This is a genomic window from Salinibacterium sp. ZJ450 (assembly GCF_011751885.2).
Classification (GTDB): domain Bacteria; phylum Actinomycetota; class Actinomycetes; order Actinomycetales; family Microbacteriaceae; genus Ruicaihuangia.
The window spans coordinates 1,097,451-1,122,789 of the sequence record NZ_CP061771.1; the positions used below are offsets into that span (position 1 = coordinate 1,097,451).

At 68.7% G+C, this 25,339-nt stretch carries 24 protein-coding genes; 10 read left to right on the plus strand and 14 right to left on the minus strand.

Annotation, left to right across the window (positions count from 1 at the left end):
• The first annotated feature begins 28 nt into the window (after positions 1 to 28).
• Positions 29 to 1,273, plus strand: coding sequence for a M18 family aminopeptidase (locus HCT51_RS05245; RefSeq protein WP_166870997.1), 1,245 nt, complete (start codon positions 29 to 31; stop codon positions 1,271 to 1,273).
• Positions 1,274 to 1,459: 186 nt separating this feature from the next.
• Here the strand turns inward: HCT51_RS05245 and HCT51_RS05250 are convergent, their stop codons facing one another.
• Together HCT51_RS05250 and HCT51_RS05255 are read right to left on the minus strand one after the other, a co-directional pair.
• Positions 1,460 to 3,601, minus strand: a complete 2,142-nt coding sequence (locus HCT51_RS05250; RefSeq protein ID WP_224760681.1) for a beta-glucosidase family protein — start codon at positions 3,599 to 3,601, stop codon at positions 1,460 to 1,462.
• Between the two features lie 74 nt (positions 3,602 to 3,675).
• The gene (locus HCT51_RS05255) at positions 3,676 to 5,766 is read right to left on the minus strand and encodes a RecQ family ATP-dependent DNA helicase (RefSeq protein ID WP_166870999.1); all 2,091 of its coding nucleotides are present in this window, start codon (positions 5,764 to 5,766) and stop codon (positions 3,676 to 3,678) included.
• A gap of 9 nt (positions 5,767 to 5,775) precedes the next feature.
• Here HCT51_RS05255 and HCT51_RS05260 point away from each other — a divergent pair, with 9 nt between their 5' ends.
• The 3 genes from HCT51_RS05260 to HCT51_RS05270 all read left to right on the plus strand — a co-directional run bounded on the left by HCT51_RS05260 (position 5,776) and on the right by HCT51_RS05270 (position 9,734).
• The gene (locus HCT51_RS05260; protein WP_224760682.1) at positions 5,776 to 7,404 is read left to right on the plus strand and encodes an MDR family MFS transporter; all 1,629 of its coding nucleotides are present in this window, start codon (positions 5,776 to 5,778) and stop codon (positions 7,402 to 7,404) included.
• Positions 7,405 to 7,630: 226 nt separating this feature from the next.
• Complete coding sequence (locus tag HCT51_RS05265) at positions 7,631 to 9,010, plus strand: FAD-binding oxidoreductase (protein WP_166871001.1); 1,380 nt, start codon at positions 7,631 to 7,633, stop codon at positions 9,008 to 9,010.
• A 112-nt stretch (positions 9,011 to 9,122) separates the two neighbouring features.
• The gene (locus tag HCT51_RS05270; protein WP_166871003.1) at positions 9,123 to 9,734 is read left to right on the plus strand and encodes a 4'-phosphopantetheinyl transferase family protein; all 612 of its coding nucleotides are present in this window, start codon (positions 9,123 to 9,125) and stop codon (positions 9,732 to 9,734) included.
• Between the two features lie 34 nt (positions 9,735 to 9,768).
• Here the strand turns inward: HCT51_RS05270 and HCT51_RS05275 are convergent, their stop codons facing one another.
• The gene (locus HCT51_RS05275) at positions 9,769 to 11,130 is read right to left on the minus strand and encodes a M1 family metallopeptidase (protein ID WP_224760683.1); all 1,362 of its coding nucleotides are present in this window, start codon (positions 11,128 to 11,130) and stop codon (positions 9,769 to 9,771) included.
• Entirely contained in the window at positions 11,127 to 15,065 is a 3,939-nt protein-coding gene (locus tag HCT51_RS05280) for a Pls/PosA family non-ribosomal peptide synthetase (protein WP_224760684.1), read from the minus strand. The genes HCT51_RS05275 and HCT51_RS05280 overlap by 4 nt, the downstream gene beginning before the upstream one ends.
• Positions 15,066 to 15,329: 264 nt before the next feature.
• On the opposite strand from HCT51_RS05280, the gene HCT51_RS05285 reads away from it, so the two are divergent.
• Positions 15,330 to 15,704, plus strand: a complete 375-nt coding sequence (locus tag HCT51_RS05285) for a hypothetical protein (protein ID WP_166871005.1) — start codon at positions 15,330 to 15,332, stop codon at positions 15,702 to 15,704.
• Between the two features lie 66 nt (positions 15,705 to 15,770).
• Here the strand turns inward: HCT51_RS05285 and HCT51_RS05290 are convergent, their stop codons facing one another.
• The 4 genes from HCT51_RS05290 to HCT51_RS05305 all read right to left on the minus strand — a co-directional run bounded on the left by HCT51_RS05290 (position 15,771) and on the right by HCT51_RS05305 (position 18,690).
• The gene (locus HCT51_RS05290; protein WP_224760685.1) at positions 15,771 to 16,184 is read right to left on the minus strand and encodes a four-helix bundle copper-binding protein; all 414 of its coding nucleotides are present in this window, start codon (positions 16,182 to 16,184) and stop codon (positions 15,771 to 15,773) included.
• A gap of 166 nt (positions 16,185 to 16,350) precedes the next feature.
• Positions 16,351 to 16,710, minus strand: a complete 360-nt coding sequence (locus HCT51_RS05295; RefSeq protein ID WP_166871009.1) for a hypothetical protein — start codon at positions 16,708 to 16,710, stop codon at positions 16,351 to 16,353.
• A 15-nt stretch (positions 16,711 to 16,725) separates the two neighbouring features.
• Positions 16,726 to 16,971 (minus strand): hypothetical protein, encoded by a 246-nt coding sequence (locus tag HCT51_RS05300; protein ID WP_166871011.1) that lies wholly within the window; start codon positions 16,969 to 16,971, stop codon positions 16,726 to 16,728.
• Positions 16,972 to 17,043: 72 nt separating this feature from the next.
• Positions 17,044 to 18,690, minus strand: a complete 1,647-nt coding sequence (locus HCT51_RS05305; RefSeq protein WP_166871013.1) for a RecQ family ATP-dependent DNA helicase — start codon at positions 18,688 to 18,690, stop codon at positions 17,044 to 17,046.
• A 372-nt stretch (positions 18,691 to 19,062) separates the two neighbouring features.
• On the opposite strand from HCT51_RS05305, the gene HCT51_RS05310 reads away from it, so the two are divergent.
• Positions 19,063 to 19,404, plus strand: coding sequence for a hypothetical protein (locus HCT51_RS05310; protein ID WP_166871015.1), 342 nt, complete (start codon positions 19,063 to 19,065; stop codon positions 19,402 to 19,404).
• A gap of 304 nt (positions 19,405 to 19,708) precedes the next feature.
• A complete protein-coding gene (locus HCT51_RS05315; protein WP_166871016.1) occupies positions 19,709 to 20,272 on the plus strand; it encodes a GNAT family N-acetyltransferase in 564 nt (187 codons plus the stop codon).
• Here HCT51_RS05315 and HCT51_RS05320 read toward each other — a convergent pair.
• The 4 genes from HCT51_RS05320 to HCT51_RS05335 form a co-directional block, all read right to left on the minus strand.
• Positions 20,269 to 21,240: a CPBP family intramembrane glutamic endopeptidase gene (locus tag HCT51_RS05320; protein WP_166871019.1), complete on the minus strand. Its 972-nt coding sequence runs from the start codon at positions 21,238 to 21,240 to the stop codon at positions 20,269 to 20,271. The genes HCT51_RS05315 and HCT51_RS05320 overlap by 4 nt on opposite strands.
• Before the next feature lie 68 nt (positions 21,241 to 21,308).
• A complete protein-coding gene (locus tag HCT51_RS05325; protein WP_166871021.1) occupies positions 21,309 to 21,989 on the minus strand; it encodes a hypothetical protein in 681 nt (226 codons plus the stop codon).
• A 1-nt stretch (position 21,990) separates the two neighbouring features.
• Complete coding sequence (locus HCT51_RS05330) at positions 21,991 to 22,542, minus strand: helix-turn-helix domain-containing protein (protein ID WP_166871023.1); 552 nt, start codon at positions 22,540 to 22,542, stop codon at positions 21,991 to 21,993.
• Positions 22,543 to 22,612: 70 nt separating this feature from the next.
• Entirely contained in the window at positions 22,613 to 22,789 is a 177-nt protein-coding gene (locus tag HCT51_RS05335; protein ID WP_166871025.1) for a hypothetical protein, read from the minus strand.
• A 156-nt stretch (positions 22,790 to 22,945) separates the two neighbouring features.
• Between HCT51_RS05335 and HCT51_RS05340 the strand changes: the two genes are divergently transcribed.
• Complete coding sequence (locus HCT51_RS05340; RefSeq protein WP_166871027.1) at positions 22,946 to 23,347, plus strand: four-helix bundle copper-binding protein; 402 nt, start codon at positions 22,946 to 22,948, stop codon at positions 23,345 to 23,347.
• Between the two features lie 106 nt (positions 23,348 to 23,453).
• Positions 23,454 to 23,867, plus strand: a complete 414-nt coding sequence (locus HCT51_RS05345; RefSeq protein ID WP_166871030.1) for a hypothetical protein — start codon at positions 23,454 to 23,456, stop codon at positions 23,865 to 23,867.
• Between the two features lie 2 nt (positions 23,868 to 23,869).
• Here HCT51_RS05345 and HCT51_RS05350 read toward each other — a convergent pair whose 3' ends face one another.
• Positions 23,870 to 24,142 (minus strand): acylphosphatase, encoded by a 273-nt coding sequence (locus HCT51_RS05350; RefSeq protein WP_166871032.1) that lies wholly within the window; start codon positions 24,140 to 24,142, stop codon positions 23,870 to 23,872.
• Positions 24,139 to 24,609: a type II toxin-antitoxin system Phd/YefM family antitoxin gene (locus tag HCT51_RS05355; protein WP_166871035.1), complete on the minus strand. Its 471-nt coding sequence runs from the start codon at positions 24,607 to 24,609 to the stop codon at positions 24,139 to 24,141. Before HCT51_RS05355 ends, HCT51_RS05350 begins: the two co-directional genes overlap by 4 nt.
• A 258-nt stretch (positions 24,610 to 24,867) precedes the next feature.
• Here HCT51_RS05355 and HCT51_RS05360 point away from each other — a divergent pair, with 258 nt between their 5' ends.
• Entirely contained in the window at positions 24,868 to 25,323 is a 456-nt protein-coding gene (locus HCT51_RS05360) for a DUF6220 domain-containing protein (RefSeq protein ID WP_166871038.1), read from the plus strand.
• Positions 25,324 to 25,339: the final 16 nt, after the last annotated feature.

Genomic DNA, 25,339 nt, shown 5'->3' on the forward strand with positions numbered 1-25,339 from the left:
GGCCCTCGGGGGCTGGTTGGATAGGGGGATGGACTTTATCGACGACTTCGCCGCCTTCATCTCCGCCTCTCCGTCGTCGTACCACGCGGCCGCCGAGGTGGCGCGGCGGTTGGACGAGGCCGGATTCAGCCGGCAGCAGGAGTCCGCCGAGTGGGATGCCCCGAGCCGCGGCTACGTGCTGCGCGACGGCGCCGTGATCGCCTGGGTGCGGCCGGGCGACGCCACCCCCACCACGCCGTTCCGTGTGCTCGGCGCGCACACCGACTCGCCGGGCTTCAAGCTGAAGCCGAAGCCCACCCTGCGCCGGCAGGGCTGGCTGCAGGCCGGCGTCGAGGTGTACGGCGGGCCGTTGCTGAACTCCTGGCTCGACCGCGAACTCGAACTCGCCGGCCGCCTCGTCACCCGTGACGGCCGCGAGCACCTCACCCGCACCGGGCCGTTCCTGCGCATCCCGCAGCTGGCGATCCACCTCGACCGTGGGGTGAACAACGATGGCCTCACCCTCGACAAGCAGCGGCACACCGCGCCGGTCTTCGGTGTCGGCACCCAGGGCGACCTGATCGCCACACTGGCGGATGCCGCCGGCGTCAGCGCGCACGACGTGGTGGGCTACGACATCCTCACCGCCGACACGCAGCCGCCGCGCCGCTTCGGGCAGAACGACGAGCTGTTCGCCGCCGGCCGGATGGACAACCTGTCGTCGGTGTTCGCCGGCCTCACCGCGCTTCTGGAAGCGCCGCAGGATGCCGCGCACACCAGTGTGCTGGCCGCGTTCGACCACGAAGAGCTGGGCTCCGCGTCGCGCTCCGGCGCGAGCGGCCCGTTCCTCTCCGACATCCTCACCCGACTGTCTGGCGGCACCGAACGGCAGCGGCTGCAGGCGTACGCCGACTCCTGGTGCGTGTCGGCCGACGCCGGGCACGGCATCCACCCCAACTACCCGGAGCGGCACGACCCCGAGAACACGCCGATGCTCGGCTCCGGTCCGCTGCTGAAGATCAACGCGAACCAGCGCTACGCCACCGACGCGCACGGCGCCGCCCTATGGGCGCGAGCCTGCACCGAGGCGGGCGTGGCGACGCAGGAGTTCGTGTCGAACAACACCATCCCGTGCGGTTCCACGATCGGACCGCTCACCGCCACCCGGCTCGGCATCCGCACCGTGGATGTCGGGGTGCCGCTGCTCTCGATGCACTCGGCTCGCGAGCTGGCGCACACCGGAGACCTGGCCGCGCTGGGCGCGGCGGTCGACGCGTTCTTCGCCGGCGTGTAGCCGCGGTTTCGCCGCGCCAAGCTGCGCGGCGCCTTCGAGCGCGCCCAAAACGGCCGAGCGCGGCCGTCCCGGCGGGCCTTCGGCGGTGAGCGCCGCGAAAACGGCCGACCGCGCCCGCCGCGGCGGCGGCGCTCGGCCGTTTTCGCAGCGTTCACGTTGGCGGCCGGGCTCGAGCTACCCCTCAGCTCACGACGAGCTGATGGTGCCGGTGTGGGGCGTGTCGTCCGCGGAGGTGCCCACGAAGACGGTGTACTCGCCGCGCACCGGCCGGAAGCTGCGGGCGCCGTAGTCCCACACCGCGAACGGATGATGCGTGGCATCCGGGTCGATCGTGATCGTCACCCGCTGTGACTCGCCAGCCTTGAGGAACACCTTCTGGAATCCGACCAGTCGCTTGGGCGGTTGTCCCGGCGCGGGGATCCCGAGGTAGACCTGCACCACCTCGGCGCCCGCGGTCGCCCCGGTGTTGGTCAGTGACGCGGTCACGGTGACCGGTGCGTTCACGCTGTCGGGCGCATCGATTGAGACGTCGGCGAGGTCGAAGCTGGTGTAGGACAGGCCGAACCCGAAGCCAAACAGCGGCTGGATGCCTTGCGCCTGGAACCAGCGGTATCCCATCTCCAGCCCCTCGGAGTAGCGGATCACCGGGTAACCGTCACCCTCGTCGGTGCCGGGGTACCGTTCCGGATGACCGGCCTGAAGCGTGTCATCCTCGGATCGGGGATACGACGTCGGCACCTTGCCGGAGGGATTCACGGCCCCGAAGAGCAGGTCGGCGACCACATGTCCGTCTTCGGCGCCCTGGTTCCACACCTCCAGCACCGCCGGCGCCTGGTCGATCCACGGCATGAGCACGGGGTTGCTGTCCTTGAGCACCACGACCGTGGTCGGGTTGATGCCGAGCAGTTCGGTGAGCATCCGGTTCTGATCGTGCACCATGTTCGCGTCGGGCTGGTCGGCGCCCTCGGTGGCCACCAGGCCCGCCATCAGCACCACCACGTCGGCGTCGGCGGCCGCCTTTTTGGCGGCATCCAGGTTGGCGAGGTCGTTGGCGACGGTCACCTTCGTCAGCACCGCGGGCGAGCCGAGGTCGGTCAGCACGTCCTGCATGCCGTCCAGCGGCGTAACGGTGTACAGCGGGATCACCTTCGAGGATCCGCCGCCGCCCAGGCAGGCGTCATCCACGAAGCTCGACTGCCCGATGATCACGATGGAGCCGCCGGCGTGAGGATCCAGCGGCAGCAGCCCGTTGTCGTTCTTGAGCAGCACGGCCATTTGCGCCCCGATCGTCCGCGCGATCGCGCCGTGCGCTGCCGCGTCGATCTGGCCGGGCTCGTAAGGTCGGTCGAACTGACCGAAGCGGAACATCTGGGTATACCGGCGCACCAGGGCCCGATCGACGGTCTCGATCTCGAGGCTGGTGTCGCTCAGGGCGGCTTCGATGTTCGATGCGTTGAGCCACTTGGCGTCGGGCATCTCGTGGTCGAGGCCCGCGTTCAGTGACGGTGCCGCGGAACGGGTGGACCAGAAGTCGGATTGGACGTAGCCGTCGAAGCCCCACTCGGTGCGCAGGATGTCGGTGAGTGCGTACCGGTACTCGGTGGCATACACGCCGCGCACCCGGTTGTAGGCGCTCATCACCGCGGCGAGCTCGGCGTCTTTGACCACCATCTCGAACGGCAGCAGGTAGAGCTCCCGCATCACATGCTCGTCGACCTCGACACTGGTGCGGAACCGTTCGTACTCCTGGTCGTTCAGCACGTAGTGCTTGGCCATCGCGATCACACTATGCGCTTGAATGGCCGTGGTCACGGCCACCCCCATCACGCCGGAGAGGTAGGGGTCCTCGGAGAAGTACTCGAAGTTCCGGCCGGCGATGGTGGTGCGGTGCAGGCACAGGCCGGGGCCCTCCAGCACGTGCTGGCCCAGCGTCGCGGTTTCCGAGCCGATGATGCCGCCGTATGCGTATGCCAACGGGGGGTCGAAACCGGCGGCGAGGCCGATGGTCATCGGCAGGGAGGTGGCCGGCGGGCTTGGCGTTCCGTCGCCCATTCCGACCCCGACGGGACCGTTGGTGATCCGGAACCGGGGGATGCCGAGTTCCTCGATCGCCGCCACGTGACGCTGCACCTGGATCTGCGCGGCAAGCTGCTCCATCGCCTCCGCGGACTCCGCCGCCTGTGCGGACAACGCGTAGATGTCGATGGTCTCCATCGCGCCATGCAGCTGGGCGATCTTCTGCTCCAGCGACATCGCCTGAACAAGCTTCTCGGCCCGTTCACGAGGTGACAACGCGGCATCCTGCCAGGGGAATGAGGCATCCGACACAGTGACTCTCCTTCGTTGGGAGCTTGCTCAGGTCGTGGTCATAGTACGGGCTCAGGCTTCAAACCAGCCGACGATTACCCCTGCTGAGCGAGGGCGAACGGCAGCACGGCGCCGGCGCCGGCCTGGCGCAGCAGCCGGCCGGCCACGGTGAGGGTCCACCGGCTGTCGACCAGGTCGTCGACCAGCAGCACGGGTCCCGCCGGCAGCTCGAACGGCACCGCGAAACGACCCCACACCGAGGAGAGCCGGTAGGCGCTGTTGCCGCCCGGTTCACCGCGCGGTCCACCGTCGACCAGCTCGAGCGCGCCGACGTAGGGCAGCCGTCCGGCGCTGGCGAGGCCGCGGGCGACGGATTCGACGAGTAACGGATGTCGCCGCGATGGCATGCTCACCACGGCGGCCGGGCGTGCCTGCCAGTCCCATTCGGCCAGCACCCGCACGCAGCCGTCGATCAGCGCGGCGCTTGCCGGAGCATCCTCCGCCCCCGGTGCGAACAGTGCCCGCAACGGCCCGCCCCAACCCAGGTCGCTCAACCGGGCAAGCGCCCGGCCGGGCCGCAGCCGTTCGGCCGGCGGGATGTTGCCGCGCACGCCGAGCGAGGTTCCCACCGGCCACTGGGCGCGCGGGTCGATCACCACGCCGACCCGGTCGAGTGACTTCGCCGCGGTGGCCGCCGCATCCGACTGAACCTCCCGAGGGAACCAGGAGCCGGCGCAGTTGTCGCAGCGTCCGCACGGCACCGCGGTGTCGTCATCGAGGGCGCGCTGCAGAAACTCCATGCGACATCCGCCGGTCGTTTCGTAGTCGAGCATCGCCTGCTGCTCGGCGGCCCGGGCGGCGGCGATGCGGGTGTAGCGTTCCGCGTCGTACACCCACGGTTCGCCGGTGGCGACCCAGCCGCCCTTGACCCGGCGCACCGCGCCGTCGACGTCGAGCACCTTGAGCAGCAGCTCCAGCGGGGTGCGGCGCAGGTCAACGAGTGCCTCAAGAGCGGGCGTGGAGATCGGCTCGCTGCCGAGCGCGCTGATCACCGCGGTGGCGCGGCGTTCGTCGGGCATCGACGCGGTGGCGAAGTACTGCCAGATCGCCTCGTCTTCGACACCGGGCAGCAGCAGCACGTCGGCGTTGTCGGTGGCGCGACCGGCGCGGCCCACCTGCTGGTAGTAGGCGACGGGGGAGGAGGGCGCGCCCAGGTGCAGCACGAAGCCGAGGTCGGGTTTGTCGAAGCCCATACCGAGGGCGCTGGTGGCGACGAGCGCCTTCACCTCGTTGGTCTTCAGCTGCTGCTCGAGCTGCTCCCGCTCGGCCGGGTCGGTCTGCCCGGTGTACGCCCGCACCGCGTGACCGGCGTCGCGCAACAGCCGGGCGGTGTCTTCGGCGGCCGACACGGTGAGCGCGTAGATGATGCCGCTGCCCGGCAGGTCGCCGAGGTGGCTGAGCAGCCAGGCCAGCCGTTGCCCGGAGTTCGGCAGCCGCAGTACCCCCAGCCGCAGCGAGGCGCGGGCGAGCGGGCCGCGGATGGTGGTGACACCCGTCCCGTCGGTACTTGTCGAGTCCGTGCCGAGCTGCTCCGCGACATCCGTCACCACACGGCTATTCGCCGTGGCCGTGGTGGCGAGTACCGGAACGCCGGCCGGCAGTTGGCCGATCAGGTCGCGCAGCCGGCGGTAGTCGGGCCGGAAGTCGTGGCCCCAGTCCGAGATGCAGTGCGCCTCGTCGACCACCAGCAGCCCCACCCGCTCGATCAGCGCGGGCAGCTGCTCGTCGCGGAACGACGGGTTGTTCAGCCGCTCCGGCGACACCAGCAGCACGTCGACCTCGTCGCGCTGCAACCGGGTGAGCACGTCGGACCACTCGTGCGAGTTCGACGAGTTGATCGACACGGCGCGCACACCGGCCCGGGCGGCTGCCGCCACCTGGTCACGCATCAGCGCAAGCAGCGGCGAGACCAGGATGGTCGGGCCGGCGCCGCGCCGTCGCAACAGCAGCGTTGCCACGAAGTACACCGCCGACTTGCCCCAGCCGGTGCGCTGCACCACCAACGCCCGCCGGCGATCGTCGACGAGGGTCTGGATGGCCTCGAACTGGCCGTCGTGAAAGTCTGCGGCATCCGAGCCAACCAGGGTTCGCAGGATGTCGAGGGCGTCAGCACGGGTGTCGGTCATCCTTACAGCTTGACAGGAACAGCCGACATCCCCTCGACGCGCGGGGTGCGGCTGCGCATACTGGAATCCGTGTCATCGAAGGTGGCCGCCGTGCCAACCGCAGAACTCTCGAAGCGACAGCTCCGGTTGACCTTCCTCGGCCTGATCCTCGCCGTGCTGCTCGCCGCTCTGGATCAGACCATCGTCGCCACGGCATTGCCCACCATTGTCGGAGACCTGAACGGGCTGCAGCACATCTCGTGGGTGATCACCGCGTACATTCTGGCGGCGACCATTGGCCTGCCGATCTACGGCAAGCTCGGCGACCTGTTCGGCCGCAAGTACGTGTTCTTAATCGCGATCGGCATCTTCCTGCTCGGCTCGGTGCTCTCGGGGCTGGCTCAGGACATGACCCAGCTGATCGTGTTCCGCGCGCTGCAGGGCATCGGCGGTGGCGGCCTGTTCATCGGCGCGCAGGCGATCCTCGGCGACGTGGTCTCGCCGCGGGACCGCGGCCGCTACATGGGATTGATCGGTGCAGCGTTCGGGGTGGCCTCGGTGAGCGGTCCGCTGCTGGGCGGGTTCATCACCGACAACTGGGATTGGCGCTGGATCTTCTACATCAACCTGCCGATCGGCGCGCTCGCCATCGCGGTGATCATGACCTCGCTGCACACCCCGCGCCCGGAGCCCCGCAGGGTCAGGTTGGACTACGTGGGCACGGTGCTGCTGGCCGTCGCAAGCACCGCCATCATTCTGCTGACCAGTTGGGGTGGCATGACCTACGGCTGGAACAGCCCGGTGATCATCGGCCTGGGCGGCACTGCGCTCGTGGCCGCTGTGCTGTTCGTGCTGGTCGAACGCCGGGCGGCCGAACCGATCATGCCGCTGGCGCTGTTCCGCAACCGCAACTTCACCCTGTCGACCCTGATCGGCATGGCCGTCGGCATCGCCATGTTCTCGACGATCGCCTACCTGCCGACGTTCCTGCAGATGGTCAACGGGGTGAGCGCCACCGCATCCGGGCTGATGATGCTGCCGATGACGGCGGGCATGCTGATTGCGTCGATCGGCACCGGGCAGCTGATCTCGCGAACCGGGCGGTACAAGGTGTACCCGATCATCGGCCCGGTTATCCTCGCCACCGGCCTGCTGCTGCTGTCCCGCATCTCGGACAGCACGCCGTACTGGTTTACCGCACTCGGGATGCTGGTGATCGGTCTCGGCGTCGGCTGCATGATGCAGAATCTGGTGCTGATCGTGCAGAACAGTCTGCCGCGCGCGGTGATGGGCACCGGAACGTCGACGACGAACTACTTCCGCCAGATCGCCGCGACCTTCGGCATCTCGCTGTTCGGGTCGATCTTCATCTCCCGGCTCGCCGAGCAGTTGCCCTCGGGTGCTGGGGCGCCGGTGCGCGACATCAACGCGCTCAGCCCCGCGGTGCTGCGGGCGCTTCCGGCCGGTGCGAGGGAGGCCATCGCGCACGCGTTCGCGGTAGCGCTTCCGCCGGTGTTCCTGATCGGGGTGCCGATCGTGGCTGTCGCGTTCGTGCTCGCATTCTTCATCCAGGAGATCCCGCTCTCCGAGTCGCCGGGAGCCGGGGTGCCGGGGGCTGGGGCCCGAGAGGTGGGGTCCGCGGAGGCTGGGGTCGCCTAGCCGTGAGCCGGGCAGCCGGAGGCCCCCGCCGGATAGCCCAGGCCGCGTCTGATCCAGCTTGTCGCGATTGAGCCACCGCGCGCTGGCTCAATCCCGACAGGGTGGCTCAAACGCCCTCACGCCCCGCAGCAGGGAGGCTCAAACGCCCTCACCGGCGCGGCAGAGTGGCTCAATCCCGACAGGGTGGCTCAAACGCCGACCTCCGGAACGCAGCAGACTAGTACCCGTGACCGACTTCCTCCACGATCTCGCGCAAACCCTCGATTCCGATCAGATACTCACCGGCGACGCGGCCACCGAGTACCTGCGGGACCGCTCGGACGGCACGGCGATCGGTGAACCGCTCGCGGTCGCGCTGCCGACCAGCACCGAGCAGGTGGCCGCGGTGGTCATCGCCGCCGCCGCACACGGCGTGCCGATCGTGCCGCAGGGCGCCCGCACCGGGCTCGCCGGAGCCGCGAACGCCAGTGCCGGCGCGCTGCTGCTATCCACCGAGCGGATGACCCGCATCCTCGAGGTCGACACCGCCGACCAGGTGGCCACCGTGCAGGCGGGCGTGCTCACGATCGATTTGGACAGGGCAGCGGATGCCGCGGGACTGTTCTACCCGCCCGACCCGGGCTCCTACGAGACCTCCACCATCGGCGGCAACGTCGCCACCAACGCCGGCGGCATGCGATGCGTCAAGTACGGGGTGACCGGGGACTTCGTGCGGCAGCTGACCGTGGTGCTCGCCGACGGCCGGGTGCTGCGCACCGGTCACCGTACGGTCAAGGGCGTCGCAGGGCTGGATCTCACCTCGCTGTTCGTGGGGTCGGAGGGCACCCTCGGCATCATCACCGAGGTCACCGTCGCGCTGCTGCCGAAACCCGGCCCCTCCAGCGGAGTGCTCGCCGCATTCCCCACCGAGGCGGCCGCGCTCGCCGCCGCCGACGCGATCATGGCAGGCGCCCGACGCCCGAGCGTGCTCGAGTACCTCGACCGGGGCTGCGTCGCGGCGATCACCGCGTACGACGCGACATCCGTTCTGCCGCAAACTGCCGAAGGGGTGCTGCTGCTGCAGTCCGACGCGACCGGACGCGCAGACGCGGATGCCGACGCCTACGCGGCGATCGCCACCGAGCACGGCGCCACCCTGGTCGAGATCGCGCACGACCAGGAGTCGCTCGGGCACGTGATGGCCGCCCGGCGGCTGTTGCACGCCGCGGTGCGCGCGGTGAAGGGGGCGAGCCTGAACGAGGACGTCGCCGTGCCCCGCTCGCAGCTGCCCGCGCTGCTGCGCGGCATCCGGCTGCTCAGCGACGAACTGGGCATCGCCATCGCGACCGGCGGTCACCTCGGCGACGGAAACCTGCATCCGGTCGTCTGCTACGACCCTGCCGACCGGGCTGGCGTGGACCTCGCCATCGAGGCATACGGCCGCATCATCGACCTGGCCCTGTCCCTGGGCGGCACCACGACGGGCGAGCACGGCATCGGCGTGCTGAAACGAGAACAGGCGAGGCAGGAACTCGGCCCAGACGTGCTCGACGCGCAGTGGGCGATCAAACGGGCACTCGACCCTGCCGGACTGCTCAACCCCGGAAAGAAGCTCCCCGACGCCTGACGCCTGACGCCTGACGCCTGACGCCTGACGGCTGACGCCTGACGGCCCGCCCGGTTCGGGCACCGGCACCGGCACCGGCACCAGCCCAGCCGGGCGCGGCACAATGGATGGCATGCCCGTCCCCGTCATCCGCGTCGCCCTGCGTCACGCGGATACCCGCGACCACGAACTGCTGGTCGACTCGGTGGCGGCGTTCGCCGGGGTGCCGGCATCCGCGGTACAGCTCACCGTGCACTGCGCACGCTGCGGCAGCGCCCAGCACGGCAAGCCGCAGGTGGCCGCGCCGCGAACGGCCGCCGGCTCGCCGCTGCAGGCCAGTCTCAGTCGCACCGTGGGTCTGGAAGCGGTGGCGGTGACGGATGTCGCGCCGCTGGGCCTCGATATCGAACGGGTTGACCGGGTGGCGCGCGCCCCGATCGACCTGCATCCCCGCGAGCAGGCCGCGCTGCTGCGGCTGCCCGACGCCGAGCGGGCCGAGCGGCGCACCCTGCTCTGGACCGCGAAGGAAGCGGTGCTGAAGGCCACCGGGCAGGGCCTGACCATCGACCACGCCGCACTCGAGCTGACGGTCTCCGCCCGCGGAGCGGTCGCGCTCGCCGCCTGGCCGGATCAGCTTGCGCTGCGCGAACCGCCGCAGATCAGCGTGTTCCCGCTCGCGGCGGGCGTGCTGGCGGCCGTCGCGCTTCTCAGCACGACGCCGGTCACGGTGCAGGTCGCCCGCTAGTCACGCCCGCCGGTTGGTCAGCGTCGGCCGCCAGTCACACATGCCCACGCGGCAGCCGCGGCAGCGAACGGTCAAACAGCCAGGCCCGGAACAGCCGCGCCAGCGGCCGCGCGGTGAACCCCGCGGCGTGCTCCATGAACTGCTCGGTGGTGACGGTGCCGTGGCGATGTCGCACGGTCCAGGCGCGCAGCATGGCGAAGAACGCGTCGTCGCCCATCGTCAGCCGCAGCGCGTGCAGGGTGAGCGCGCCGCGTTTGTACACCCGGTCATCGAACATCAGCTCGGGGCCGGGATCGCCAAGCAAGATGTCCTGGCGCAGCGTGCTCAGCTTCGTCCAGTAGTGCGTGGCCAGGCGGTGCGCGCTCCACCGGCCGGAGTCCTCTGCCCACAACCATTCGGCGTAGCAGGCGAACCCCTCATGCAGCCAGATGTGCTGCCACGATGCGGCGGTGAGGCTGTTGCCGAACCAGGAGTGCGCCAGTTCGTGCGCGACCAGCCGGTACTCGCCCTTCAGCCCGTCGACGTGGTTGCGTCCGAAGATCGACATGCCGTGCGCCTCGAGTGGGATCTCCAGGTCGTCGTCGGTCACCACCACGGTGTAGTCGGGGAACGGGTACGGGCCGAACATGCGCTCGAAGGTGGCCATCATCGCCGGCTGATCGGCGAAGTCGGATGCGAACTCCGGTGCCAGGTCGGCGGGGATCCACGCCTTCATCGGCACCTGGCCGAGCGGGGCGGTCGTCAACGGGTGCGCCGAGTAGTACCCGATCTGCACGGTCGCCAGGTAGGGCGCCATCGGCTCGGTCACCTCGTATACCCACTGGGTGCGGCTGGCCTTGACTCGGGATGCCACGAGCTTGCCGTTCGCGATCACCCGGTACGGCGTCTCCGCCGTCACGGCGATGCGGTAGGTGGACTTGTCGGCCGGCCGGTCGTTGCACGGGAACCAGGTGGGTGCCCCGTTCGGCTGGCTGGCGACGAGCACCCCCTCCGACAGCTCTTCCCAGCCGACGTCGCCCCACGGGCTGCGGCGTGGGCCGGGCGACCCCGAGTACCGCACGGTCACCGTGAACGCTGCGCCCGCGTCGATGGGCCTCGCCGGTGTGATGGTCAGTTTGCCGGATACGTCCAGGAACCGGGCGGCGCGCTGGCCGTTCACCGACACCTTCGCCGCGACCAGGCCGACCAGGTCGAGGGTGAACGTCTCGAGTCGCTCCGAGGCATCCGCGCTGATCGTGGCGATGCCGATGAACCGGTTGTTCGCCACCCGGTAGTCAATGTCGAGGTCGTAGTGACGCACCGAATATCCGCGGTTTCCGCTGCCAGGCACGTACGGGTCGACGGCGGTCGGACCGGCAGAGGAGTTGAGCGCTTTCACGGTCGTCGAGTCTGTCACGCCCGGGACTCCGGGTCGGCCCAGGGTGCGATCGGGTTGCCTGCCCAGCGGGTGGAGTCGGGCACGAACTCGCCGCGCATCACCAGTGAGGCCGGTCCGACGGTGGCGCCGGCGCCGATCGCGGCGGCCGGCAGGATCACGCTTTGCGGGCCGAGGGTGCCGCCTGTGTCGATCTCCACGGTGTCGAGCTGCATCACCCGGTCATGGAACAGGTGGGTCTGCACGACGCAGCCGCGGTTCACGGTGGCGCCGTCGCCGAGTCGCACCAGGTCGGCCTCGGGCAGCCAGTACGACTCGCACCAGACGCCACGGCCGATCTTCGCGCCAAGCGAGCGCAGCCACCAGGCGAGCGCCGGGGTGCCGGTCGCCGGCACCGCGAACCACGGGGCCGCCACCATCTCAACGAAGGTGTCCGACACCTCGTTGCGCCAGATGAACGACGACCAGAGCGGATGCTCGCGGGCCGCAATGCGACCGACGAGCAGCCATTTCGCGGCAGTGGTGATACCGGCGGCCACCGCCCCGGCGGCGAGCATCACCGCGCCGGACAGGGCAATCGCCCACCAGGCACCCCATTCGGCGAGCATCCACTCGAGCACCACCAGCACGCCGAGGCCGATCGCGGTGGTGACAACCACGGGGACGAACCGGCACAACTCCCACAACAGCCTGGCCAGCTTCAGGCGGCGGGGCGGGTCGAAGGTGCGCGTCTCGTCGAACTCAGCGACCGCGCGCCGCAACCGCACCGGAGGGTTGCCGAGCCAGGACGACCCAGACTTGGCCTTGCGCGGGGTGGCCGACAGCACCGCGACCAGGCCGTTCTTCGGCACCGACCGACCGGGCGCAGTCATGCCGGAGTTGCCGAGGAACGCACGCCGGCCGACCTTTACCGCGCCAATGCGCAGCCAGCCGTGCCCGAGCTCGTACGAGCCGATCATGGTGTCGTCGGCGAGGAACGCATGGTCGTTGATCGTGGTCAGGCTCGGCACCAGCAACACCGTGGACACCTCCACGTTACGGCCGACCTTCGCCCCGAGTAACCGCAACCAGGTCGGCGTGAACAGGCTCGCGTAGAACGGGAAGAGCAGGGTGCGGGCAGCATCCAGCAGCCGTTCGGTGCCCCAGACCTGCCAACCCACCCTGCTGCGCACCGGGTAGTGGCCGGGTCGGAGGCCGATGCCGAGCAGCCGCACCACGATCACGACCAGCAGCGCGTAGGCGACACCGGCAACCGCGACGGCCACCGGAAGCCAGACCAGCGCGCGCAGGGCCGCCTCGCCGAGGGTGGCCGAACCCTGGATGCCGGCTCCGACGACCAACGCACCGAGCACCACGCTGACCGCGGGGAGCGCGGCGAGCAAGATCGAGCTGAGGCCGAACACGGGCACCCAGCGGCTGCCGCGCGGCGGGCGCTGCTGGGGCCAGTCGTGTTTGGCCTTGCCGGTGCGCTCGGCCGGTGACCCGGCCCAGAGCTGCCCGGCCGGGACCCTGGCGTGCACCGCGGAGCCGGCGGCGATCTCGGATCCCTTGCCGACGCGTGTGCCGGGCAGCAGGATGCTGCGCGCCCCGACGGTGGCTTCGGCGCCGATGCCGATGGCGCCGAGGCGCAGCAGGTCGCCGTCGATCCAGTAGCCCGACAGGTCGACCTCCGGTTCGATCGAGGCACCTGCGCCGATCTTCAGCATGCCGGTGATCGGCGGTAGGGAGTGCAGCGCGACGTCTGGGCCGATCTTCGCGCCCAGGGCTCGTGCGTAGTAGCTGATCCACGGGGCGCCCGCGAGGTTCGCCGCGCCCGCCAGCTGCGCCACTTGTTCGGCCAGCCAGAGTCGCAGGTGCACGCTGCCTCCGCGCGGGTAGGTTCCCTCGGTGACACCGCGTAGCAGCAGCCGGGCGGCCACCACGGCGATCCCCATCCGTCCGAACGGCGTGACGAACAGCAGGAACCCGGCGATCAGCCACCACCATGACACGGTGGGCACCCACGGCATCGGGCTCACCAGCGCGAGCACGTTGTTCGCGGTCAGCAGGTAGATGGTCCAGCGCAGGCCGACGAGCACGTGCAGCGGGATGCCGAGCAGGGTCTGCGCGAGCTGGGTGCCGCGTCCGGTCGGGGTGACCGTGCGCGGCTCGCGGGCGTCGCTCGGCACGCGGGAGTCGAGCTCAGCGGCCAGCGCGCCGATCCTCGGGTGGTCGTAGATGTCGGTGACCCGGGCTTCCGGAACCCGGGCTCGGATCGCGGAGATCAGCTGGGCGGCGGTCAGTGAGCCGCCGCCGTGGCCGAAGAAGTCGTCATCCGGTGAGGTGACCGGCATGCCCAGGATGTTGGTCCAGTGCTCGGCGATCCACCCGGCGGTGGGGGTCAGTGCTGCCGCGTCCACGGTCAGGTTCGGCAGAGGCCAGGGCAGGGCGGCCCGGTCGACCTTGCCCGAGGTGCGGGTCGGCAGCGAGTCGACGAGCGCGAGCAGCGGCACGTTCGAGGCGGGCAGTTCCTCCCGCAGCCGGGTCATCGCGGCATCCGTGTCGAACGGGGCGGTCGGATCGATCGGGGCGATGTATCCGACCAGGATCTTGTTGCCGGCCGGAGTGGTCTGCACCACGGTGGCGCCGCCGGCGACGCCGGGCAATTGGCTGAGGGCGGCATCGATCTCGCCGAGTTCGATGCGGCGGCCGCCGAGCTTGATCTGGTCGTCGGCGCGGCCTTGGAAGATCAGCCCCTCCGACTCGAAGCGCACCAGGTCGCCGGACCGGTAGGCGCGCGTCCACCCGAGCGTCGGCATCGGCGCATACTTCTCGGCATCCTTCGCCGGATCCAGGTAGCGGGCAAGTCCCACGCCGCCGATGATCAGCTCGCCGACCTCGCCTTCGCCGACCGGGTTGCCCTCGGCATCCACCACGGCCAGATCCCAGCCATCAAGCGGCAAGCCGATCCGCACCGGGGATTCGCCGGTCAGTTTCGCGCCGCAGGCCACCACGGTGGCCTCGGTGGGGCCGTACGTGTTCCACACTTCGCGGCCCTCGACCGCGAGGCGGGCGGCGAGTTCGGGCGGGCAGGCCTCGCCACCGAAGATCAGCAGGCGCACCAGCTCCAGCGACTCCGGCGGCCACAGCGCGGCGAGGGTCGGCACGGTGGAGACGATGGTGATGCTGTGGGCGATCAGCCACGGGCCGAGGTCGACGCCGGAGCGCACCAAGGAACGCGGCGCGGGAACCAGGCAGGCGCCGTGGCGCCAGGCCAGCCACATCTCCTCGCACGAGGCGTCGAAGGCCACGGACAGTCCCGCGAGAACCCGGTCGCCCGGTCCGATCGGATCATCCTGCAGGAACATGCGTGCCTCGGCGTCGACGAACGCCGCGGCCGAGCGATGGGACACCGATACCCCCTTGGGCACACCGGTCGAGCCGGAGGTGAAGATCACCCAGGCGTCGTCATCGGGTTCGACGGTGCCCACCATCGGCATGCTGCCGGTCGGGGAGCCGAGATTCGGGATGCCGCTGGCCGGCGGTTCCCGATCATCAAGTTCGGCGGGGGCGCGGTCACCGTACACGGTGAGCAGGCCGTCGGCGCCGATCACGCCCACCACACCGCCCTCCCGGAACACCAGGTCCGCGCGCTCTTCCGGGTCATCGGCGTCGACCGGCACGTAACTGCCCCCCGCCGCCATGACAGCGAGGATCGAGATGTACAGCGTGCGCGTCCCGGACGGAATGCGGATGCCGACACGGTCACCGCGGCGGACGCCGGCGAGGCTGAGCCTGGCGGCCGAGGCGTTGACCTCGCGCAACAGTTCGCGGTAGCTCAGGGAGCCCATCGTGTCGGCCAGCGCCGAGGCCTGCGGATGCGAGCGCGCGGTTGCCCGCAGCACGTCGATCAGGGTGCGCTCCGGCGGAGTGCGGTCCGAGGAGAGCAGTAAGGCCTTCGTTGTTGTAACCGTCACTGCGCATCTCCTGTCGCCCCGCGAGGTGGTGGCTACCGCGCGGAGAATATCGGCAACAAGTTTACGGCGGGTAAACCGAGGGCCGCTCTGCGAACGCGGGAAAGGCCCGCTCGGAGCGGAGTTGAGAACCGCTCCGTGCTTGTGTTTCACAATGTGACAGCCCAAGATGACGCCCCGGCCCGAGAAACCTACACTCCTTGAAACGCCATATCGGCGTCGCCCGTCAGCAGCAGTAATTGCAGCGGCATCGTAAAGGAGGTCAGGATGACGAATCTCACGCGAGTGGTTCACACCATGCAGTGCAACCACGCCGAAGGTGGCAGCGCGTGCGTCAACCAGGGGGCCGGTCACACGATGCAGAGCATTCAGCGGGCAGTGGTGGCGGCGACTCCGAGCAAGTGGGCCGACGCGATCGTGCGGCACGCGACATCCGACGGCTGGATCGCCATCGACCTGCTTGACGGCGTGGTCAACGACGGCACAGTCACCGACGGCGCGCTCAACGGCGGCGGCACCGTCTGGCTGTGGAATCACGAAGACCTCACCGCCACGGTCACGCCGGGTCAGCCGGTGGCGTTGCACACGCTGTACAACGCGCTCGCCGTGGGCAGCGCGCGAGTCAGCGTCTTCAAGCTGTAGGCAACTCGAAGCTAGGGTCTGCCGATCCGGGATCGGCGACAGATTCTGCGGAGTGAGATCCGGGCGCTAGCTGGCGGGCATCATGCCTTTCATGGCGTCCATCATCTTCTGGCAGGCCATCGCGCACTGACGGCAGACTTCGGCGCACATTCGGGCGTCGTCGTGCATCTCGGCGAACTTCATGCACTCGTCAGCGGCGGCGGTGCACATGTCCATCGTGGCTTGCATCATCGACGAGAAGCTCGCCATGTGCATGCCGTTCGGGCGCATCATCATCCGCATCATCGTGTTGGTGACGTCTGCCGTGTTCATGCACATGTTCACGCACATCGACATGTCGGCGCCGCTCATCATGCCGGCGCACATGCTGCATGCCTGCTCGGCGGCCGAACAGGCTTCGATACACTCCTGCATCACCGACATGTCCATGCCCTGCATCGGCATGTCCTTCTGGTGCATCTCCATCATCTGCATGGTCATGTTCATCATGTGATGTCATCCAGCCCGGAGTTGCCGCGCGCCAGCTGGTGCTGACGCGTCGATACGGCACCCCCACCCTCTCGGATGCTACCTCCGACCACCGCGATTGTCAGGGGGACAATCGCGGTGGTCAGCGTCGGCGTGGGCGGCCGAGTGCGCGAGATCGTCAGTCGGCGGTTCGTCCGGCGTCGTCGGTGTTCTCAAGATCGGTGTTGTCGAGGTCGGTGTCTTCGAAGGTGATGTCTTCGGGGACGACGGTGTCGAGTTCGGTGTCGTCAAGATCGGTGTCGAGGTCGATGTTTGTGAGATCGGCATCGTCGAGGTCGATGTCGTCGGGGAGCACGGCCGCCTCGTTGACGATGTCGTCTTCGACGAAGTAGTCGTTGCCTTCTGCGTCGTACGCGGTGACGTCCTCGTCATCCTCGATCTCGATGTCGACGATGTCGTCGCTGGGACTGATGTCGTCGCCGTCCCTCTGGTGGATGGTGCCGTCTGCCGCGGCGCCGTCGTCATTGCGATCGGTCATTGTCAGCTCCTCGTCTCAGTTGTGCCGGTCGCGGCGGTCCTTCTCGTCCTCGGTCAGCTCCCTGCTGGCAGAGTGGGCGTCGTCCAGAGGGACTGTGGGTTCATCCGGCACGAGTGGCTGCGGTTCATCCGGTGCGTGGGGCTGCGGCTCGTTGGGCGCCAATGGCTGTGGTTCCTCGGGAGCCGGCGGCTGCGGTTCTTCCGGTGCGGTTGGGCCGGTATCGGTGACCCCGTCGGGTTGGTTCTTATCGGTGTCGCTCATGGTTCCCTCCTCTTTGAGGCAACGCTAAACGCGCCGCCCGCCCACCGCGCCAGGTTTCCGGCAGACGCTCAGCTACCGCACCCGCAGCAGATCGTGCTTCTCGATCGCGCGCCGGGAGAGCACCTTGTAGCCCTCCTGTTCGAAGAACACGGTGACCCGGTCGTCTTCGTTTCGCATGACCACACCGTCACCCCAGTCGGGGTGTCTCACCGCTGCCTGCAGCGGGAACGGCTCGGCGGCGATCGAGTCCGGGTCATCGAACTCGGCCGCTCTGCCCGAGGCGCAGGTGTCGCAGTTGCCGCACGGCTCGTCCAGGTGCTCACCGAAGTATCCGAGCAGGAACTGTCGGCGACATCCGAGAGTCTCGGCGTAATTGCGCATCATGGCCAGGCGGGACTGCTCGATCCGTTCCCGCGACTCGGCGGCCTCGAGGGCGCGTTCGGCGGCGCGTTGCGGCTCGATGCGGGCGGTGGCCCGCACTCCGCGTCGACCGGAGTTGGCGACATCCGCCTCCTGCAGCAGATTGACCAGGCTGCTGGCACGTCGCGTGCCGAGGTCGAGCCGGCTGGCGAGGTCGGCCAGTTTCATCGGCGAATCGGATGCCGCGAGTGTGGCGAATACGCGGGCGAGGTCGGCGGGGTCGGGGGCTCCGGAGGCGAAGAAGCTGCGCAGTCCGAGATCTTCCTGCCGGTAGTGCAGCGTGGTGGTGGCGGGTGCGGCGGCGCGGCCGGCGCGGCCGATCTCCTGGTAGTAGGCGTCGAGCGACTCGGTGATGGCGGCGTGCACCACGAAGCGCACGTTCCGCTTGTCGATGCCCATGCCGAAGGCGCTGGTCGCCACCACCACGTCGAGCCGGTCGTCGAGGAACGCCTCGTGCACCTGCTCGCGCAGACTGGAGCGAAGACCGGCGTGATAGGCGGATGCCGCGAGCCCACGCTCGCTCAACGCGGTCGCATACCGTTCCGAGTCTCGGCGCGTCGAGACGTAGAGCAGCCCCGGTTTCGGCAGCGCCAGCACCTGCTCGATCACGGCGTCGCGTCTCTCCCGGTCATCGGAATGCCGCTGAACCTCGAGCCGCAGGTTCGGGCGGTCGAAGCCGCGGGTGAGCACAAGCGGCTGGCGCAGGTGCAGGCGGTCGACGATCTCGTCACGCACCGGTGCGGATCCGGTGGCGGTGAGGGCGCAGACGGTCGGGTGTCCGAGCTGGTCGATCACCTCGCCGAGGCGCAGATAGTCGGGCCGGAAGTCGTGACCCCACGACGACACGCAGTGCGCCTCGTCGACCACGAACAGGGTGGGCCGCTTGCTGCGCAGGCGCTGGATGACCTCGGGTTTCGCCAGTTGCTCGGGGGAGAGCAACAGGAACTCGGCGTCGCCCGCTTCGTAGCGCTGCCAGGCGTCGTCGTTCTCCCCGTCGCTGTTGCCGGAGTTGACCGCGACGGCGTCCGGCGCATCGGGCGCGTCATTCAGCCCCGCCACCTGATCGTTCTGCAGGGCGATGAGCGGGGAGACGACGAGGGTTGGCCCGTCGTTCAGCAGCCCGGCGAGTTGGTAGATGGCGGACTTGCCGTAGCCGGTGGGCATCACCGCGAGCACGTCGGTGTGGTTCAGGAGCGCTTCGATGGCGTCGAGCTGGCCGGGGCGAAGACCCGGCCAGCCGAAGGCGCGCTGGGCGGCTTGGCTGACAGCTTGGCTGACACGGTCCGCGACATCCGTCATGGCGCTCCTCTCGCCGCCTCAGTGTGATCGGCGGTCGGGGAGGGCGTCAAGGTGCTGGACAACCGTGTGGACGGTCGCTCGCTGGGGCGAGTAGGACCCACGGCGCGCGACGGATGCTCGTGGGCCGCCCTGAAGCGTGCGTTCCGGAGGGCATGCTGCGAACACCCCGGCGTGTCGTGTCACTTTTGGACGGCGTGTCGCCGCATGTCCTCCGCAGGCGCCCACTCGCTGGCGCCGCCTCCGTCATTTCCGGTCGGCCGCACGAACTTCAGTGGCACCCGGACGGGGAATCGTGCGCTTTTCGCGCAAGCGATACGGTACGTGAAGCGCTTTCGGCTTCCGAAGGACGCTGCCAAACGTGGGAGCGCAAGAATGATCGAGATGTTGACACAGTCGTTCGCAGCAGCGGCAGGGACCATGATCCTCGTGTTCCTGGTTCCCATCATTTGCGCTGTCAGTATCGGGCTAATCTACATCGGGCTGATCCGGAAGAAGCCGGGCGCCGTCTTCATCGGGGTGGCGTTTCCCACCGCGGCGATTGCACTGGGCCTTGGCATGCGGGTATCCGGGCTCTCGGACCCGCAAGTCGCATCAACGGCCGCTGGCGGTATCGACGCAATGTTCACAATGTTCCCCACCGCGCTGATGATCGCTGGCCTGTGCTTTCTCGTGGGTGTCCTGCCGGGAATGGTGAAGGCCACCCGAAACCGCTAACGACGCACACGCAGAGAAGGGCATCACAACAGTGGCCTACGAAATGACCGAATGTCCGATGTGTGAGAACTATGAAGCTCACATGCGCACGTCCGATGGCATGCTCCACTGCGCGTTGTGTAATACATCGTGGGGCGGCGCACCAGCCAGCGCGCACGGCGCTTCCGGCTGGCCGCCTCTGCCCAGGCACATACCGACGGGCCCCAACGATGCTTCAGGCTGGCTACCTCTGCCCCCGCCCGTCCGATAAGGGCTCTGACCGGGGCGATAGGCTCCTCGCCATGACAACAGCCGGGGTAGCGCGGTGATCCCGTACGAGTTCAGCGCGCCACTGGAGGCCGACCGGGTCAGCCTGCGGATGCTCACCGACCAGGACGTCGACGTGGTGCATTCCTACCAATCCCGCGAAGATGTCTGCCGCTACATGCTGTACGAGCCCCGCGACCACGCCACGGTGGTCGCGAAGGTCGCGGAGTGGTCGCAGCACAGCCGCCTGGAGCAGGACAGCGACTACCTGCAGCTGGCGGTGGAACGCCGCAGCGACCGTCGCGTGCTCGGCGATCTCTACTTCACCATCAAGAGCGTCGCCAACCAGAGCGCTGAGATTGGCTGGAGCCTGCACCCCGACCACCAGGGGCAGGGTTACGCCAGCGAGGCGGCATCCGCGATGCTGGATGTCGCGTTCCGGGTGATGCGGCTGCATCGGGTGGTCGCCGAGCTCGACCCGCGGAACGACCCCTCGGTGGCGCTGTGCCGACGGCTCGGGATGCGTGAGGAGGCGCGCTTCGTGGAGGACCTGCGGTTCAAAGGCGAGTGGGCCGATACCGGCGTGTACGCGATTCTGGCGCGCGAGTTCCTGGCGCGTTAGTCGCTCGCGACGGCCGGCAGCGGTGCTTGCAGCGCCGCGTGCGACGCTGACTGGCGGGCCCTGACCGGGAACTGCCGGGTCACCACCAGGATGGCGATGAGCGCTGCCATCACTAGCCAGCCGGTGTAGCCGAGCACGCCGGTCGCCGCAGGGTCGATCTGGTGGCCGGCGGCGACGATGAGGGCACCGAGACCGCCCGCGCCGTTGATGAAGCCGTGGGCGAGGGCGGCCATCCAGACGGTTCCCGAGGCATCGCTCACCCAGCCGAACAGCACCGACATCAGGATGCAGGCGACGATCATGAAGACGAGGGCGGCCACCGCGGGGTAACCCGGGTAGTTGTAGCCGAGCAGGATCACCGGCGCATGCCAGAGCCCCCAGATCACCCCGGTGAGCAGCGCGGCGCCCCACTGCCCGAAGCGGTCGGCCAGGCGGGGCTGCAGCCAGCCGCGCCAGCCGAGTTCCTCACCGAGCGCGGGAATGACATTGATCAGCGGGGCCACGAGCAGCGCTGCCATCTGCACGACGGCCAGCGTCTGGGCCGGGATGGGCTGGTCGCCGGGAAGGGTGTCGAGGTACGCGGCGAGTCCGCTGAAGCCGACGAGGTCAACCTGGAACACACCGAGGGCGGCGGCGACTCCGAGCGCGGCGACGGTCAGCAGGATCGGGCCGAGCCAGGCGATGACGATGTATGGCAGCATCCGGCGGAACGGACGGCGCGGGCGGAGTGTGGTGAGTCGGGCGAAGCGCTCGCCGCTTGGCAGCAGCCATTCGGTGACCCGGGCGGCAATGGCCGGCACGAACATCATCACGACGAGCAGGGGCAACGCGCCGGGGGTGGCCAGGCCCTGGCCGCTCAGCCAGAGCGGCGACGCGATGAGCCAGGCGAGCCCAAGCGAGAGCAGCAGGAAGAGGGCGATCGGGTGCATTCGCCGGGTTTTCGGCCGCGCTGAAGAAAGGTTCGTCATGGGGATGTCCTTCTGGGTAGGAGGTGCGGGTGCGCTTGAGGGTGACGAGGAGTGCGGATTCGGGAGGTTTATAGAACGGTGAGCGCGAGGCCGGCGCCGAGTGCAACGGCACCGACGACGACCAGCACGATCTCGGTCGCGGCCAGGTGGGTCTTCCCGAACCGCACGGCGCTCATGTTGATCACCGAGTGCACGGGCAGGGTGACCAGCACGAGCCAGGGTGAGGCGAACAGCAGCAGCGTGAAGCCGAGGTGAAGCGCGGTGGCGCTCACGCGCTCGAGCGCTCCCCAGAATCCGTTCTGCGGCTCGGTCATGCCGAGGTCGCGCAGCGCCTGTTGGGCCTCAAGCGACTTCGGGTCATCCTTTGTCATCATGCTGGCGAGCACGAACATGTTGACGACGATGAACAGCACCTCGATGGCGGCCCAACCCCAGCCGGCCCACAGGACGTCGTCGAGGGTGTCAATGGCGAGGAGGACCAGCGCCAGGCGGACGAGCTCTTCCGCCGGACCGGAGAACCAGCCGACGATGGTCATCGCCCGGTCCTTGCCAGCCAGTTTCATGGCGATCAGGGCGACCGGCTGCCGCAGCACCAGCGCGAGCATCCAGCCGGCAGCGCCGAGGGCGAGCGGCAGCCATTGCGGGGAGCCGATGACGGCGATCAGCACTGCGGCGGCGATGAGCGGCGCGATCAGCATGAGCGGTACGGTCATCCGGGTGCGCGTGGCGAGGGCAGCGAGGTCGGTCACGTCAGGCTCCGTTCGGGCGGTCAACCGGCATCGTGACGGTTCCGATGAGGCGAGGCGTGCGGTCGGCGGTGCGTTTGTTGTCGACGCGCGCATTGAGCGCGGCGCGGATCTCGGCGAGCAGTTCGAGCAGTTCGCTGTCGGTCAGGTTGAGCACGTACTCGCGGGCGCCCACCCCGTCGGCGACCAGGTCGATCTCCGGGCGCTCAAGGTAGTGCCCGTATTCACCGAGCAGGCTGGCCACGAAGGTGGCGAAGTACCGGAAGTGATCTTCGCGGGTTGCGTTCGCGAGATCCTCGGCAGTCAGGACGGCGGCGCTGCGAGCCATGGCGTAGGTGCGCTCCACCGCGCCCCGAACCTGGTGCTGCTCGACGACCTCGACGAGACCTGCCTCAAGCAGGGAGTTGAGGTGCCGGTACAGGGTGGCCTGCGGCAGTGTCGGCAGGGCCGCGGCCAACTCCTTCGTCGTGCGAGAGTCCGTTCCGAGCGCGCGCAGGATCGCCATGCGCTGCGGATGCAGCAGGACGTCGGCCTTCGCCAGTGGTTTTGATCTCATAATTGAGAACGTTATCACTATCGATAACGGTCTTGTCAAGCATCCGTTATAAACAGGCTCGATCGACGCATCAAGCCCGTCCGGTCGGGCTCCCCGTCGCGGTGGTGCCGGGCGACAGAGCTCCGCCGGGCTGGTCGGCGCGCTTGTCCTGCTCGGCGTCGAAGTCGGTGGTGTCGGGCTCGGCGTCGAGCTCGTCGTCCAGGTCGGGCACCAGCGACGGATTGTCGGGATTGTCTCTGTCGTCCATGGCGTCACGATAACCGCGAGTGGGTGCTTCGGCAATCACTGGTGAGGGTCTCGACCGACGGACGGCGCTCGACCAGTGGCAGGCCGCGGCGTACCGTGGAATCACGCCGGAGCAGTGCAGCGACGCGCGCTCCGCCGATTCGGATGGAGAAGAGCCATGACCGTCACCAGAGACATGCTCGATGCGAATCCTCAAGAAGTGGCGGATGCCGCGGCGCTAGCGACCGCGATCGACGCATGCTTCGAGTGCGCCGCCGCCTGCACGGCCTGCGCCGACGCCTGCCTCGGCGAAGAGATGGTCGCCGATCTGGTGCGCTGTATCCGCACCGACCTCGACTGCGCCGACATCTGCGCCGCTACCGGCAAGGTGCTGACCCGACAGACCGCCCCCGACAGCAACCTGCTGGCCGCCGCGCTCGCCGGGTGCATCACCGCGTGCTCCACCTGCGCGGACGAATGCGAGAGCCACGCCGACATGCACGAGCACTGTCGCATCTGCGGCGAAGCGTGCCGCCGCTGCCAGCAGGCGTGCCGCGACCTGCTCGAAGACCTGGAGTGAGGCCGCGTGCGGGGGTGCCGAGCTCCGGCTTATGCACAGGCGGGAACTCTCCACAGGCGCGAGGAATCTGACCAGACCTGACCGGATGACGCGCAGTCTGGGCGACATGAAGCCACCCAGATACGAGGACACCACCTTCGAGCCCCTGACAAGCGACGCGCTGATCGAACAGCGCGTCGGCGACCTCGTCGGTCGCGCCATCAGCCGGCAACTGTGGTTCCTCTTCCTCGACGAGGAAGAGATCCAGTTGCCGATGCTGATTCCGCTCGACCGACCGGAACGCCCAACCGCGCAACTGACCACGGTGGTGGAGAGCATCCACGAAGCCGTTGACGTGCTCGACGCGGCATCCGTCATCGTCGTGATTGAACGTCACGCGAGCGAGATACTGACGCCGATCGACATCGAGTGGGCCCGCGCGATCAGCGATTCCTGCACCGCGCAGCACGTCCGTCTGCGCGGGCTGCTGCTGAGCCACCGCCGTGGCGTGCGGTGGATCCCACCCGATGCCTACGCCTGATGTCACCAGGTGATGCGAAATTCGGTGCTCCCGTGCGGGTCCACGTCGGTCACCGTGACCTTCTTGACGTGCGCGCCGGGTGGGCCGTCGTGCAGCCAGTCCAGCAGCCGGGTGACGGATGCCGCGTCTCCCTCGATCTCGGCCTCCACCGCGCCATCCGACCGGTTGCGCACGTACCCGGTGAGGCCCAGACGGACGGCTTCATCCTGCGCGGCGTACCGGAAGCCGACGCCCTGCACCCGTCCGTGCACGACGGCGTGCTTGCGGATGCTCACGAGTCAGACGGCGTGAAGCCTCTGTCGCGGTCGACCCCATGCCGCCCATCACGGGGGCCGCCGTCCGGGAGTTCGAGCAGATGAGCGCCGTGATCGATGTAGATGCTGGGCTCCTTCGGTTTGTGGCGGCCAAGCGCTGGCATGGCGGGCACGGCGGTGACCGGTTCCACCGCGGAAAAGTCGCCTGGTTCACTCCCCGCCGTCGGAACGACCGACACCAGGCGGGCGACAGGGATGCCGTCGCGCGTGATGATCACCTGGTCACCCTGCTCCACCCGACCCACCAGCGCGGTCAAATGCAGGCGGGCGTCTTCCATGCTCACGGTGAGAGCGTTCACGGAGCCGACCCCCATCCGTGTCTCGGGGTACGGGTCATAGCTCTCGTCGCAGTCGACACCGTGCCGTCCGTCACGCGGACCGCAGTCCGGCAGCGGCGGCAGCTGATCGCTGTCATCGGAGTAGTACACGAGAGACTCCTCTCACCGGCGGGATGTCTGATGCTGACGGTACGCCCGCCCCCGGCTGGTCTCAAGGGCGACCGCCGGTGAATGCTGTGAGACTTCCTAACATCGGCGGTCAGGGATTGACATTCCGGAAATCGGGGGATAGTGCTTCACCCCATTTAGGGGTACTGTGCGTCGAGACCCACTGGTGGGGGAGGCGCGGTCTCCGGCGATCGTCGCGGTCACACCCTCGACCGGTGACCAAACTCGGGAGTCACTGTCATGCGCAAGCTGTTTCTCGTTCTCACCATCCTGTTGATCATCTCGCTCACCGTGCAGTTCTACTTCGCGGCGTACGCCGTCTTCTCCACCGACGTCGAGGAAGGGTTCTTCCTGCATGGAATGAACGGCCGCTTCGTGCTGCCGATCCTCGCGCTGCTGGTCATCATCGGTGCCGCGCTTGCCCGGGCGGGCGGGCGCACCATCGGGCTGTCCGTCGTGCCGCTGGCGCTCATCCTGTTCCAGACCGTGCTGTTCATAATCACCGGGGCGGTCACCGGCGCGGAGGGGGGCGGAGAAATTCCCGTCGCTGCGTCGATCATGCTGGGCTTCCACGCCATCGTGGGACTTGCGGCGTTCGTGGTCAGCTACATGCTGATCCAGCGGGCGCGTCGCCTGATCGCCACCGGCAGCGCCACAGTGGACAGGGAGCGCGACGTCACTCCCGTCACGCGATGACCCTGCACTAGTCCCA